Origin of the sequence: Providencia sp. PROV205 (genome assembly GCF_028479505.1) — a bacterium.
GTDB lineage: Bacteria > Pseudomonadota > Gammaproteobacteria > Enterobacterales > Enterobacteriaceae > Providencia > Providencia huaxiensis.
In genome coordinates, this window is sequence record NZ_JAMPNU010000013.1 from 105,370 (window position 1) to 119,181 (window position 13,812).

Consider the following 13,812-nt stretch of genomic DNA (forward strand, 5'->3'; position numbering starts at 1 on the left):
TTATGGACATGCAACACCAGTCAATGCACGAGAAACTATTATTTGAATAACTTAAAAGTTAACTATTTAATTGTCGTGGTCATCGCGCTACTGGCTACTATGGTCATCGGTTTTAACGTCCGTTGGCCCAATACGCAAGATTCACAAATTAATAAAATTATTTCTCAAGGTGAATTACGTATTAGTGCCGTTAGCTCACCACTTATCTATATTGATGAGCAAAAACAGCTGCGTGGGTTTGACTACGAGCTGGCTCAAGGCTTTGCTTCATACCTAGGAGTTAAGCTTAAAATAACCATCCGCCCAACATTCGAGCAAATATTCGATGACCTTGAAAATGGTGATGCTGATATCGCAGTCGCGGGCTTGCTGTATAACAAAGATCGTTTAGCCAAAACGAAAACAGGTCCAAGTTATCTTAATGTCACTCAACAGCTTGTCTATCGCAAAGGGACCAATCGACCTAAAAATTTCAATGAAATTAATGGTAAATTGTTAGTTACAGCAGGTACGGCTCATGCAAGTACACTGAAAGAACTGGCCAAAGAATACCCAAACCTAAAATGGGAAGAAACCTCAAAATACAATACCAATCAAATCCTTGAAATGGTTGCCGATGGTGAGGTTGACTACACATTAGAAGACTCTATCGCTGTTGCGCTACAGCAACGCATTCACCCTCAAATTGCCGTTGCTTTTGATCTCTTGGATGAACATGCTGTCACTTGGTACATGCGTCGTAGCAAAGAAAACAGTTTAGACGCTGCATTGCTTGATTTCTTCAATCTCAGCCATGAAACCGAATTACTCGCACGTCTTAATGAAAAATATTTTAGCCATGTAGAGTCTTTCGATTATTTCGACACAATGGCATTTATAAAAGCAATTGATAGCAAACTCCCTGAATATCAACCACTTTTTGAAAAATACGCTCAAGTCATTGACTGGAAACTGTTAGCGGCTATCGCATGGCAAGAGTCCCATTGGGATCCTTTAGCAACTTCGCCTACAGGGGTACGCGGTTTGATGATGCTAACCAAGCCAACAGCAACAACAATGGGTATTGTGGACAGGTTAGACCCTGAAGAAAGTATCAAGGGTGGGGCCGCGTATATTGCTTATATTATGGAACGTTTACCTGAAACCATCGAAGAGGATGACCGTATCTGGTTCGCCCTCTCTGCCTATAATATGGGATATGGGCATATGCAGGATGTGCGTAAATTAACTGAAATGTTAGGTGGAGACCCTAACAGGTGGTTAGACGTAAAAGCCCGTTTACCCTTATTAACGCAGAAAAAATATTACTCACAACTCACTTATGGCTATGCTCGTGGCCATGAAGCTTATCGTTACGTTGAAAACATTCGTCGTTATCATCAAAGCCTAGTTGGTTACCTACAAAGCCAAGAAAGAAAGCAACATGCGCTTGATATTGCGCAAAAATCACTTATTTATTTAATTTCTCCAGAAGATCTTACCCCAGCAGGGGCTCAAACGATTCAAAACCAGTCCCCTGTTCCTGAAAAAGTGAGTATTTCGCACTTAGAGAAAATGCGCTCTACGACGCAACCCCCTAAAACTCTTGAAGAAAAAAGACTACCATTAGGAAAATATTTGCTTTCACTGCACCCATCGCAAAATACCGATGAGGCCGATGGTGATGCCGCTGTCTCTCCACCAAAAGCACCTGAAAACCCGCTATAAGTTGTGCAGAAATAAAAAATAAAAGCGCTAAATTTTATTGTGTTAGCGCTTTTGTTCTTTTTTTTGGGCTCTACGCAGTTTAAAAAAAGCACTCAGCATTGAAGAACACTCTTTTTCTAGAACACCACCAGTAACATCAACATAATGATTTAGCCCAGCTTGCCCCATGATATTTAGGTAAGAACCACAAGCTCCTGTTTTAAAGTCCTTCGCGCCATAAACTACACGGCTAATGCGGCTGTGGATCATTGCACCTGCACACATAATACAAGGCTCTAACGTGACATATAGCGTGGTATCTAATAGCCGATAATTTGATAGCGCTTGCCCTGCATGTTGCAAAGCTATGATCTCAGCATGTGCTGTCGGATTGTGATCAATAATAGAGCGGTTCCAACCCGAAGCAATTAAGCGGTTATCTTTAACTAAAACCGCACCAACAGGAATTTCTCCGAGATCTTGTGCTTTTAGCGCAAGTTCAATGGCTTGTTGCATCCAATATTCATCAATTTCTATTTGCGTCACTCTTACCTCTGGCCAATGCGTTTACACGTAATTATCCTTAAATGTTAGAGTGACCGCAATTAAAATGCTTTTGCCTCTATAATAACAGCCTAATTTTAATTACTAAAAATCGCTAATTTAGCGGCAAAACCCATAAAGAAAGCACCTACCGTACAATTTCCAAGCTTTGCAAGGAGTTGTTTTTCACGTAAAAAACGCGCTATCAAGTAACCACTAAAAATCAATAAGCTTAAGTATAAAAAACTAACTAATTCTAAGATCGTCGCGAGTACAAGATAGGGCACCCATGCATGAGAGTAATTAAAATCAACAAATTGAATGAAGAAAGAGATATAAAATAAAATAGCTTTCGGGTTTGTTAAGCTAAGTACAAGGGCACGAGTAAAATGTTTTTCTGTTTTAATTGAGATAACGTCAATGCCGTCTTGACTCGATTTTTTACGCATAAAGGTGCTATATAAAATCTTACCGCCTAAATATAGCAGATAAGCCGCACCTAAATAGCGCACTATCATAAATAGCGTTGGAGATGCTTTTATCACTGACGCGACACCGATAAATGATAGGAAAATTAATATCGCATCCCCAGTAAATACCCCTAGCGCAGCCCGATAACCAAACCGTGTGCCGCTCGATGTACTTGTTTTTAATACATATAATGAATTAGGCCCTGGTACGATAATGATTAGTACAAGCCCTGCCAAATAAGTCCAGAAGTTAAGAACGCCAAGATTTTCGAACATATTTTTAACCCTTTATCTTTTTTATTATTTCTATCATAACTTTCAATCTTTGTGAATGTTTATTCTATTAATTAGATATATGAAATGAACTAATAATAAAGATTATTTTAAATCTAACTTATTTATTTATGATAACTAGGCAATCACATTATTATTCATTATTAACATTAGAAGGAATAAATATATGGCTATCATTAGACGATTAGTACAAGATGGTTCATTTGAAGAGTTTTACCCAACAACAATGACGTTCAGTGCTGCAAAGCGTAATTATTTTTTAGGTCACTCAAAAGATAAAACTTACGTTGTATATTCTATGGCTGAAAATGGTAAAATTGACCCAAATGCTCCAGCACAAAAAGGAAAATTAAGATCCTACCTTGGTAACATTCAAGCATTTTATGATACGGTAGAGAATAAACAATATTTATATGGATATAATTTAAGCGAAAAAATTGTCGAGTTATATGAAATCGACGATAAAGCAGGTATAAAACTACTCTATGTTGATGAATTTACTGTTGGAAGTACGATTCAATCAGCAACTCTGTTTATCGCTAATGGGCTTATTCATATATTTAGTCAAGCTGAAAAAGATAAAAGCTGGAGAACTCATAGCTATAGTATCATATAATATCAGCCTTATATTTTATGAAAATTTAAATTAGTTTCCAAGGGGTACCATGCCCCTTATTTAAAATAACTAATTTTAAATTATGTTTTTATAAAAAATAAATAAAAATATTAATCATAAAAATATAAATTTATCAGCGTAAAAAACTCTATCATGAGTAATTAATTTAAAATAATAAATTTTATTTCACACATCTAAATTCAATTTTTTAGTACAAGTCTAGTTATATCCTCATCTAAGCTTACATTATTATTATATTCTAATTTACTGATTATTGTAAAATCAGAAGGTAACTATCCAGGTATCACTCAAATAACAGAAAAGACTGCCAACATCTTGATGTAACAAAAATTGAACGCAAAAAACATAAATTTATCGTTTAAATGATATAAAGCATCTACATTATGATTTGTTGTTACTTTTTTCGAACTTTAAAGGTAAAATACACGACATAAAAATATAAAAACCAAACGAAAGTAACGAATAGGTGCAAGGTATAAGTTACTAGTTTTTAACTTAATACAATGTAAATCACTGATATGTCTTTATTAATTACAAAACGCTGTATCAATTGCGATATGTGCGAACCTGAGTGCCCAAATGATGCAATTTTTATGGGTGATGAAATTTATGAAATTGACTCAACTCTATGTACTGAATGTGTAGGCCATTACGACAAACCTACTTGCCAGTCCGTATGCCCAATTACTAATACGATCATCACTGATCCGCAACATATCGAAACTGAAGAACAGCTTTGGGATAAGTTTGTCGCCATTCACCATGCGGATAAAATTTAGGCTTAACTTCACTTTGTTTTCAATTATTCGCCTAGTTACCCCTAAATGCTGCCAGTAACTCTTACTGGCAGCTCAATATGACATCGGTTTAAGAATTACTTTCTATGATAACTGTCGCAGATGCATAGTGCCGCTCATCGGTAATAGAAACATGGCAATGCGTGACTCTTAACCGATTTGCTAGTGCCAATGCTTCTCCTGTTAGGCTTAGTAATGGTTTCCCCAATTTATCATTGCTGACTTCAAATTGGTTAAATGCTAAGCCATTACGGATCCCAGTGCCTAATGCTTTAGCTGCTGCTTCTTTCACTGCAAACCGTTTAGCTAAAAAGCGAGCTGGCTTTGACTGTTGTTGATATTGAACTAACTCAGTCTCCGTTAAGATCCTTTTTGCTAAGCTATCACCCGTTCGTTCAAGAACAGACTCAATACGTGCAATTTCAACAATATCCGTTCCCAATCCAACAATTGCCATTATTTGCGTGCTTCTAATAAGATTTTTTTCATGTCAGCAACGGCTTGAGCCAACCCACTAAATAAAGCTCGACCAATAATTGCATGGCCAATATTAAGCTCATAAATTTCAGGCAACTGCGCAATGCGTTGAACGTTATGGTATGTCAAGCCGTGACCTGCATTGACTTTAATGCCTTTACTTGCTGCGTACACGACGCCATCACGAATACGACGAAATTCTAACTCTTGCTCTTGTTCTGACTTCGCATCAGCATAAGCTCCAGTGTGAATTTCAATAAATGGTGCGCCACACGCTTGAGCAGCATCAATTTGTTGATGATCCGCATCAATAAATAATGAAACAAGAATACCCGCATCAGTTAGACGTTTTACAGCATCAGCCACTTTTTGCTTTTGGCCCGCAACATCTAAACCACCTTCAGTAGTGACTTCTTCACGCTTTTCTGGCACTAAACAGCAAAAAGTTGGTTTGATACGGCATGCAATTTCAACCATTTCCTCAGTTACTGCCATTTCAAGATTCATACGCGTTTGAATAGTTTCATTCAACAAAGCGATGTCTCTATCTGTAATATGGCGACGGTCCTCGCGTAAGTGCACTGTAATACCGTCAGCTCCGGCTTGCTCCGCAACAAATGCAGCTTGTACAGGGTCTGGATATTGAGTTCCTCTTGCATTTCTAACCGTTGCAATATGGTCGATATTTACGCCTAACAAAAGCTCTGCCATTTTTTATTCCCCATTAATAAACGCTAATAAACTTATCTACCCACTATCCTACTGTAATTTTCTCTGTTGAGGGAATAAATCTCTCACCATTCGAAGCAAATTCCAATCCGCACGCTCTGTTTCAGTATTTGAACTTTATTTTTGCGAAGCGCTTCGTAAGATTTTATATCGGCAAAAAACTTGCGTTGTCTGATTACGCTAATTCAGCTAAAAAGACACATGAGAAAAGGATATATGCTAGTAATAACGGCGTGACAAATTAGATAAAAATAAAATTAAAAACAGTTTTAACTCTGTTTGTTATGTTCAACGGGTGAATAAGTAAACTGACGAAATAATTCTCGACTTTTTAATGGCTTACCACCTAAATAGGGTTTTAATGCCAGCCGGGTAAAACGTTTTGCTGCTTTAAGCGTATCTGTGTCAGGGAATTCTCGACTCGCCAATGCTTTCAGTTGTTTCCCCGTAAAACTAAGTTGGTCAACAACTAGACTGCCAATAAACCCCTTTTCTTCTCTATACCGGTAAGTCATTGTGTCAGAAACAGGTTCCCCGCTACCAGCACAATGTAAAAAATCAACACCATAACCAAGGTAAGAAAGCAAAGCTAGTTCAAATCGACGCAATGCAAACTCGGGAGTGTGCTCACTTGCAGCCAGAATTTGTAAGCAGGAGAGGTAATCAAAAAATAGTGCGGAATATGGTGTACCAAACTCTAATACACGCGCGGTTAATTCATTAAGGTATAAACCGCTATATAGAACGGTACCTGTTAAAGGGAGGGCTAAAGATACGGGATCAGCATTAATTAAGGTTTTGATTTCACCTTTGCCACCCCAACGGATAAGCAAAGGTGTAAAGGGCTGTAAACAGCCCCTCAATGGTGAGCGATTACGGCGAGCGCCTTTTGCAAGTAAACGTATTTTTCCTTCACCTTCAGTAAAAAAATCGAGCAGTAAACTCGTCTCACTGTAAGGCCTTGAATGGAGTACAAACGCACGCTGCCAACCACTCACTTTGCCACCTACTATTTTAGGTCGTCAACATAACCTAGGCTGCGTAATGCTCTTTCGTCATCAGCCCAACCAGATTTAACCTTAACCCAAAGCTCAAGGTGAACCTTGTTATCAAACATTCTTTCCATATCGATACGCGCTTCGGTACCAATAGTTTTCAGTTTGCTACCTTTGTTACCAATAACCATTTTCTTTTGGCCTTCACGCTCAACAAGAATTAAGCCATTGATATGGTAAATACCCGCATCTGTTACTTTAAATTGTTCAATTTCAACTGTAACTGAGTATGGCAGTTCGTCACCTAAGAAACGCATGAGCTTTTCTCGGATAATTTCTGATGCCATAAAACGCTGCGAACGGTCAGTAATATAGTCTTCTGGAAAATGGTGCACTGCTTCAGGGATATGCTGTTTTACAATCTTAGCAATGGTATCAACACCTACACCTTTTTCTGCACTGATAGGAACAACATCCAAGAAATTCATTTTCTGGCTGATCATACCAATATGAGGAAGTAAAACCGTTTTATCAGTGACGTTGTCAATCTTATTAATCGCTAAGATCACAGGGCAGCGTAAGCTAGATAGCTTGGTCAGTACCATCTCATCATCAGCGGTCCAATTAGTCCCTTCAACAACAAAAATAACTAACTCAACATCGCCGATTGAACTGGATGCAGCGCGGTTCATTAAACGGTTAATTGCACGTTTTTCTTCAATATGAAGTCCTGGGGTATCAACATAAATAATTTGGTAATTATCTTCTGTATGGATCCCCATAATACGATGGCGAGTCGTCTGTGGCTTTCTCGATGTAATCGAAACTTTTTGCCCCAGTAATTGATTCAATAATGTCGATTTACCGACATTTGGCCGTCCAACTATGGCGACGAAACCACAGTGGGATTGTAATTCACTCATTCAAGCTCCAAAATTTTCAATGCTTGTTCTGCTGCTGCTTGCTCCGCTTTACGACGGCTTGAGCCAACGCCATTAATCGGTTGGTCAATACCACTGACTTGACAGTGGATCGTAAATTCTTGATCGTGAGCTTCACCCTTAACCTGAACAACCAAATAATTAGGTAGTGGTAAATGGCGCCCTTGCAGATATTCTTGTAACCTTGTTTTCGGGTCTTTTTGTTTATCACCCGGACTGATCTCAACCAGTCTACTTTGATACCAATCTAAAATAATTCTTTCGATCGTTTGGATATCACTATCTAAAAAAATACCACCGATCAGTGCTTCAACAGTATCAGCAAGGATAGATTCGCGACGAAAACCACCGCTTTTTAATTCCCCCGGCCCTAAACGTAAACATTCACCGAGTTCAAATTCACGTGCGATTTCTGCTAATGTATTTCCGCGTACAAGCGTTGCTCGCATGCGACTCATATCCCCCTCGTCTACCTTTGGAAAACGATGGTATAAGTCATTTGCAATCACAAAACTTAAAATCGAGTCACCTAAAAATTCTAGACGCTCATTATGTTTGCTGCTTGCACTTCTATGTGTTAATGCTTGGATTAATAATTCGTTCTGTTTGAATTGATAACCAAGCTTACGCTGTAATCTTTCTAATAAAGAGGGGTTCATGTGCGCCCAACCATTTTTATTTGATAAAAAAGCACACGCAACAGACCTGTAAAATGTCCCATTTTACAAAACTGTTGCGTTTGCACTGACACCTTATTTTCCCACATTTTTTGCAGCTCAGTGGAACTAATTATAAAAAACCATTAGTTACAATAAGTTAAAATAGGTGAGTTAATAATTGAGGAGCCAATAATATTAATTAATTTATATTGTACACTGGGTAAAACAATAATGCTTCGGATAATGCGGATTTTCAAACGAAAACCCGCATTTTCAATATTTAGCTAACCGACTAATCAAATTATAGTGGACCAATTCGACTAAAGCGTACACCCGTCGGCCATTCGTTTTCTTGCTTATCTAAACTTAACCAAATAAATACCGCACGACCAACTAAATTTTCTTCCGGTACAAAGCCCCACATGCGGCTGTCAGAGCTATTATCTCTGTTATCACCCATCATAAAGTAGTGCTTTTCAGGAACAATCCATTCATTCTTCGGCATGCCTGGTTGCAAATATTTTGCTTCAGTAATCGCTTGGCGAATAATAAGAATTTGATGCTCTACGGTATCTAATTTTTCGCTGCGCTCATACTGACGTAGTGCATTTCTTGGTAATGCTTGATCTAACGGAACTTCATAATTCCCTTTTTGGTTATCAACAACAGAACCGATATCAAGGAACATTGTCCACTCACTCGGGGCTAGAGGGCCATAAACAATTGGCAGTTTCTCTGTGCACTTGTTGTCAGCACAATTAGGGTAAATTGTTAGCTCTTTAGCATCCGGGTTATAAACAATTTTATCTCCCGGTAGACCAATAACACGCTTCACGAAATCCACGTTAGTATCTTTCGGATATTTAAATACCGCGATATCACCACGCTTTGGCTTACCCGTTTCGACTAGTGTCGTTTGGGTAATTGGATCTTTTAGCCCATAAGCAAATTTCTCAACCAACATAAAGTCACCAACTAACAATGTTGGCATCATTGACCCTGAAGGTATTTGAAATGGCTCATAAATAAATGAGCGCACAATCAATACAATCGCTAACACAGGGAAAATAGACGACCCTGTTTCAAGCCAAGATGGACGGCGGACAGCATTTGCCACATCCGCTTCACTCACTGCGCCATTCGCTGCATCCTGTAACTGCTTGAGTTTTGCTTTACGCGCAGGTGCAAATTTAAACTTGTCTAAACACCATATAATCCCTGTGATTAATGTTGCCAGTGTTAGGATCAAGGCAAAGGTGTTCGCCATTGAGGCTCCTTGTAAACTTAGTCTTTACCAACGTGCAATATAGCAAGGAACGCTTCTTGTGGTAGCTCAACGTTACCAACTTGCTTCATACGTTTCTTACCATCCTTTTGCTTCTGCAACAGTTTTTTCTTACGGCTAACGTCACCACCATAACACTTGGCGAGTACGTTTTTACGCAATTGTTTAACTGTAGAACGAGCAATAATGTGGTTACCAATCGCTGCTTGGATCGCAATATCGAACTGCTGACGCGGGATCAACTCTTTCATTTTTTCAACCAGTTCACGGCCGCGATATTGAGAATTCGCACGGTGAGTGATCAAGGCCAAAGCATCTACACGCTCATTGTTAATAAGAACATCAACACGCACCATGTCTGATGTCTGGAAGCGTTTAAATGCATAATCTAAAGATGCATACCCACGAGATGTTGATTTTAAGCGATCAAAGAAATCCAATACCACTTCTGCCATTGGGATTTCGTAAGTCAGCGATACTTGATTACCATGATAGACCATATTGGTCTGAACGCCACGTTTCTCAATACAAAGTGTAATAACGTTACCTAAATATTCTTTAGGCATCAGCATGTGGCACTCTGCGATTGGTTCGCGTAATTCTTCAATATTGTTCAATGCTGGTAGCTTAGATGGGCTATCAACATACACAATATCACCGTTGGTCTGCTGCACTTCATATACTACAGTCGGTGCAGTGGTAATCAAATCAAGGTCATATTCACGTTCTAAACGCTCTTGAATGATTTCCATGTGCAGTAAGCCAAGGAAACCACAACGGAAACCGAAGCCTAGCGCTGTCGAGGTTTCCGGTTCATAGAATAAAGAGGCGTCATTTAGACTTAACTTACCTAATGCATCACGAAATGATTCATAATCATCAGAACTTACGGGGAATAAACCCGCATAAACCTGTGGTTTAACCTTTTTAAAACCAGGTAATGCTTTATCTGCTGGATTACGAGCGCCAGTTAACGTATCCCCAACTGGGGCGCCGGTGATATCTTTAATCGCACAAACTAACCAGCCCACTTCACCGCAACTCAAAGCATCACGGTCAATTTGCTTCGGTGTGAAAATACCAAGACGGTCTGCGTTATACACTTGCCCTGTGCTCATGACTTTAATTTTATCGCCTTTTTTCAATGTTCCGTTCTTAATACGGATCAATGAAACAACGCCTAAATAGTTATCAAACCATGAGTCAATAATCAGTGCTTGTAAAGGTGCATCTACATCCCCAATAGGCGGTGGGATCTCTTTAACGAGGCGCTCAATCACATCTTGAACACCAATACCTGTTTTTGCAGAGCAGCGAACTGCATCATGTGCGTCAAGACCAACAATATCTTCTATCTCATCGGCAACACGCTCAGGATCGGCAGCGGGTAAATCAATTTTATTTAAAACCGGAACAACTTCTAAGTCCATTTCGATAGCGGTATAGCAGTTTGCCAAGGTTTGAGCTTCAACACCTTGCCCTGCATCAACCACCAGCAAAGCACCTTCACAGGCTGCTAATGAACGAGATACTTCATAAGAGAAGTCAACGTGACCCGGTGTATCAATGAAGTTTAATTGGTAAGTTTCACCATCTGAAGCTTTATAATCAAGCGTCACGCTCTGTGCTTTAATGGTGATCCCACGCTCACGCTCTAAGTCCATCGAGTCTAAAACTTGTGCCGCCATTTCGCGGTCGGTTAAACCACCACAAATTTGAATAATGCGGTCTGACAAGGTCGACTTACCGTGGTCGATATGAGCAATGATGGAAAAGTTTCTTATATTATTGATTTTCAAGGTAATATCTTCTTTTAAATTGCCTTACAAAATCAGCTTTGTGCAAATATCGCAACAAAACTAAAATGCTATGATTATCACAAGATTGTTAATTAGCTGCATTTTACATATAAGAACCCGCTAACACAAAGATTCAATGTAAAACAACTGTAAACCTGCATCAGGTTAATAGGTTAGTTGCCGTAATTCATCATTGATACGACCCACATCAACCACTTTTATAGCCATAATCAATCTATTGTAATTTCTAACTCAAAACTGACAAAATATGTTAATGACTTGATTTGTCATAATACTATATCTGTCATAATACTATTTGCCTGCTAACTAACTCTCATCCACAAAAAAGGGAAACATATGTTCCCCTTCTATTGATAATATCAAATTAACCTTCTAACTCAACATATTGAAATTTAGCAATTAATTTGCACTGAAAGCTCGTTTGGAGGTAACCCAATCTGTAAAACGACGGGTTGAAAAGCTTCATCATCACGCCAATTTGATGCAAGTCTACGCGCGACATAAAAACCAATAATACCACCAATTACACCTGAAATCGCTATCCAGAACTGTTCAAAATCAAACGCCTGCGCTAAGCCAGCAAAAATAAATAACCCCAAAATAGGCGTTAGATAAACTAATAGCGCTGAACGAATCAAACTTCCTTCAGGAATACCGACTTCAATTTTTTGTCCTTCAACTAACGGTTGTTCAATCGCAATTTCTAATTCATGTTCCGTATTTGGCCCTATTTTGCTTAAAGCATAAGAACCACAGGTTTTACGAGCACCACAACTGCCACACCCGGACGAAGAACCATAGCGCAATAAAGCCCTACCGTTTTGCCAACGGACTACTGTTGCCCACTCTTTTACCATAATTTACTCCCGAAACTGAATACTACCTGCTACCACTTGTGCTGTTGCTAACGGTAATTCACCGATGATAGTGATGACATTTTGCTTTTGCGTCATGGTGTAAATAGTCCGACGCCCATTTTGAAGCGGTTGGTCAAGTAACGGGCCTTTAGTCGATTTTGTCACATTTACAGAAAAGGTAAATAAACCATCACTAAACATTGCGGTTTCTACCACGTCATCTTCAGCTAATTTTCGCGAAGAGCGGGATATTTCTTCAAAACCAGGTGGTAACATGCCAACTTGCCACTTAAAGGAAGGATTTCCATTTTTAGGGGAAATCAATAATGGCGGCATATTTACCTTACTTAACGCAAGTAATGAATCCTTAACTGTTTGGCTATCTAGCACCGTCGAGATCACACGAAATTGTTCTAATGTTTGGCTATTATTATCGAGAAGGTCGATACGTAATGGCAATTTCGTTTCTTCGTCGATCAATACTACATAGTTAAACCGAGAATTGTCTTTCGATATTATGCGAATTACTAATGCTGGCCTATCGCCAATGTGGGTACGCCCAGCATCAATAAAATTATAATAAGGTTTAATCTGTTGATAATTGGCAAAAACTACTGATGGTAAATTATCAACTATATATTTACCACTTAAGCTAAATGCATCAAAACCAGGTTCAAAGTAACTGATACTATTGCCTTTTTGAACAATTTCACGACGCGATGAGTCCATTTGGATCATTTGTGAAACAGGCTCACCATTAATGATTGCGTGGCGGTAACGTACTGGTGTTATTGATTGCGGACTGAATGTCATATAAGACATTTCGTAAGAAAGGTTCTGGGCAGCATTTCCCATTTCTTTAAAAAGAACATCGGCATCTAGTTCAGATGCCGAAGCTTGATTAGAAATAATCAGGCTGCCCGTCAGGCAGATGACGGATAACCATTTGTTCATTATTGCAATTTAACTCCTGCTGAAGACGCAGGTTGTGCAGACTCTTGATATTGCTGGTTAAGCATCGAGCGTCTTTCAATTTCATATTGTTGAAGCATCGCATTAATACGTTGATTTTGTTGTTCAACTTGTTGAATTTGCTGCTCATTACCAAATAATTGGTTATCTGAGATATTCAAGCTAACTGGCGCCCCACTACCAACAGGGATCGTGTTGAACATTGGCTCGTCAACAGGAGAGTCAACAGCACTACTTTGGTTATATTGTTGAACACCAACAATCACGGCCAAAGATACACAAGCTGCAACACCAATTTGAGTTAACTGGCTCGCCCAAGGACGAATTTTGCCCCAGAATGGGAAAGCCCCCCAAGTCGCAGGTTCTGGCTGCGATTCGACAACTACCTGAGGATTAATACGCACAGCTTCATTCTCTAATGCTGCCGCAACTTTACTTGCAATATCAAAGTGCATGACTTCACTAGTATCGTTACGCAGAGTATCACGAATAAGATGATAGCTCTCCCAACGTTGTTTTAACGTTGAATCACGTGAAATAGCGTTGACCAGTTCTAAGTCTAGTACTTCGCCATCCATCATTGCGGAAAGTTTCTCTCTTTGCATGCCCAATTACCTTCAGTTAATTGCATCACAATTATATTTAATTGA

Annotated in this window: 15 protein-coding genes; 3 read left to right on the top strand and 12 right to left on the bottom strand. The window is 39.1% G+C overall.

The features are described from left to right. Positions 1-42: 42 nt before the first annotated feature. The gene (mltF, locus tag PR800_RS09415) at positions 43-1,707 is read left to right on the top strand and encodes a membrane-bound lytic murein transglycosylase MltF (RefSeq protein WP_206276242.1); all 1,665 of its coding nucleotides are present in this window, start codon (positions 43-45) and stop codon (positions 1,705-1,707) included. A gap of 42 nt (positions 1,708-1,749) precedes the next feature. On the opposite strand, the gene tadA is transcribed toward mltF, so the two are convergent. Then, complete coding sequence (gene tadA, locus PR800_RS09420) at positions 1,750-2,232, bottom strand: tRNA adenosine(34) deaminase TadA (RefSeq protein ID WP_102137515.1); 483 nt, start codon at positions 2,230-2,232, stop codon at positions 1,750-1,752. Between the two features lie 95 nt (positions 2,233-2,327). After that, entirely contained in the window at positions 2,328-2,975 is a 648-nt protein-coding gene (gene leuE, locus PR800_RS09425) for a leucine efflux protein LeuE (protein ID WP_166267570.1), read from the bottom strand. Between the two features lie 184 nt (positions 2,976-3,159). Here leuE and PR800_RS09430 point away from each other — a divergent pair, with 184 nt between their 5' ends. Together PR800_RS09430 and PR800_RS09435 are read left to right on the top strand one after the other, a co-directional pair. Continuing rightward, entirely contained in the window at positions 3,160-3,609 is a 450-nt protein-coding gene (locus PR800_RS09430; RefSeq protein WP_102137513.1) for an XRE family transcriptional regulator, read from the top strand. Positions 3,610-4,148: 539 nt separating this feature from the next. After that, positions 4,149-4,409 (top strand): YfhL family 4Fe-4S dicluster ferredoxin, encoded by a 261-nt coding sequence (locus PR800_RS09435; protein WP_036959019.1) that lies wholly within the window; start codon positions 4,149-4,151, stop codon positions 4,407-4,409. A gap of 88 nt (positions 4,410-4,497) precedes the next feature. On the opposite strand, the gene acpS is transcribed toward PR800_RS09435, so the two are convergent. From acpS to rseA, 10 genes are all read right to left on the bottom strand, one after another. Beyond that, positions 4,498-4,884, bottom strand: a complete 387-nt coding sequence (gene acpS / locus PR800_RS09440) for a holo-ACP synthase (protein ID WP_102137512.1) — start codon at positions 4,882-4,884, stop codon at positions 4,498-4,500. Beyond that, entirely contained in the window at positions 4,884-5,615 is a 732-nt protein-coding gene (gene pdxJ, locus PR800_RS09445) for a pyridoxine 5'-phosphate synthase (RefSeq protein ID WP_102137511.1), read from the bottom strand. The genes acpS and pdxJ overlap by 1 nt, the downstream gene beginning before the upstream one ends. Before the next feature lie 287 nt (positions 5,616-5,902). Further along, positions 5,903-6,631 (bottom strand): DNA repair protein RecO, encoded by a 729-nt coding sequence (gene recO, locus PR800_RS09450; RefSeq protein WP_102137510.1) that lies wholly within the window; start codon positions 6,629-6,631, stop codon positions 5,903-5,905. An 11-nt stretch (positions 6,632-6,642) separates the two neighbouring features. Next, positions 6,643-7,551 carry a GTPase Era gene (gene era / locus PR800_RS09455; protein WP_166267572.1) on the bottom strand — a complete coding sequence of 303 codons (909 nt, stop codon included), beginning with the start codon at positions 7,549-7,551 and terminating at the stop codon, positions 6,643-6,645. Beyond that, on the bottom strand, positions 7,548-8,228 hold the full coding sequence (gene rnc / locus PR800_RS09460; protein WP_102137508.1) for a ribonuclease III: 681 nt from the start codon (positions 8,226-8,228) through the stop codon (positions 7,548-7,550). The genes era and rnc overlap by 4 nt, the downstream gene beginning before the upstream one ends. A 301-nt stretch (positions 8,229-8,529) precedes the next feature. Beyond that, complete coding sequence (lepB, locus tag PR800_RS09465) at positions 8,530-9,495, bottom strand: signal peptidase I (RefSeq protein ID WP_102137507.1); 966 nt, start codon at positions 9,493-9,495, stop codon at positions 8,530-8,532. Between the two features lie 17 nt (positions 9,496-9,512). Continuing rightward, positions 9,513-11,306 (bottom strand): translation elongation factor 4, encoded by a 1,794-nt coding sequence (gene lepA, locus PR800_RS09470; protein ID WP_102137794.1) that lies wholly within the window; start codon positions 11,304-11,306, stop codon positions 9,513-9,515. Between the two features lie 419 nt (positions 11,307-11,725). Then, positions 11,726-12,190 (bottom strand): SoxR-reducing system protein RseC, encoded by a 465-nt coding sequence (gene rseC, locus PR800_RS09475; protein ID WP_102137506.1) that lies wholly within the window; start codon positions 12,188-12,190, stop codon positions 11,726-11,728. A gap of 3 nt (positions 12,191-12,193) precedes the next feature. After that, positions 12,194-13,144, bottom strand: coding sequence for a sigma-E factor regulatory protein RseB (gene rseB / locus PR800_RS09480; protein WP_102137505.1), 951 nt, complete (start codon positions 13,142-13,144; stop codon positions 12,194-12,196). Then, a complete protein-coding gene (gene rseA, locus PR800_RS09485) occupies positions 13,144-13,767 on the bottom strand; it encodes an anti-sigma-E factor RseA (RefSeq protein ID WP_102137504.1) in 624 nt (207 codons plus the stop codon). Before rseA ends, rseB begins: the two co-directional genes overlap by 1 nt. Positions 13,768-13,812 lie beyond the last annotated feature (45 nt).

Coding starts and splice junctions, on each gene's coding strand:
- rnc (WP_102137508.1), bottom strand. CDS start 8,228: ATGAACCCCTCTTTATTAGAAAGATTACAGCGTAAGCTTGGTTATCAA.
- PR800_RS09430 (WP_102137513.1), top strand. CDS start 3,160: ATGGCTATCATTAGACGATTAGTACAAGATGGTTCATTTGAAGAGTTT.
- lepB (WP_102137507.1), bottom strand. CDS start 9,495: ATGGCGAACACCTTTGCCTTGATCCTAACACTGGCAACATTAATCACA.
- acpS (WP_102137512.1), bottom strand. CDS start 4,884: ATGGCAATTGTTGGATTGGGAACGGATATTGTTGAAATTGCACGTATT.
- era (WP_166267572.1), bottom strand. CDS start 7,551: ATGAGTGAATTACAATCCCACTGTGGTTTCGTCGCCATAGTTGGACGG.
- PR800_RS09435 (WP_036959019.1), top strand. CDS start 4,149: ATGTCTTTATTAATTACAAAACGCTGTATCAATTGCGATATGTGCGAA.
- leuE (WP_166267570.1), bottom strand. CDS start 2,975: ATGTTCGAAAATCTTGGCGTTCTTAACTTCTGGACTTATTTGGCAGGG.
- rseC (WP_102137506.1), bottom strand. CDS start 12,190: ATGGTAAAAGAGTGGGCAACAGTAGTCCGTTGGCAAAACGGTAGGGCT.
- pdxJ (WP_102137511.1), bottom strand. CDS start 5,615: ATGGCAGAGCTTTTGTTAGGCGTAAATATCGACCATATTGCAACGGTT.
- rseA (WP_102137504.1), bottom strand. CDS start 13,767: ATGCAAAGAGAGAAACTTTCCGCAATGATGGATGGCGAAGTACTAGAC.
- rseB (WP_102137505.1), bottom strand. CDS start 13,144: ATGAACAAATGGTTATCCGTCATCTGCCTGACGGGCAGCCTGATTATT.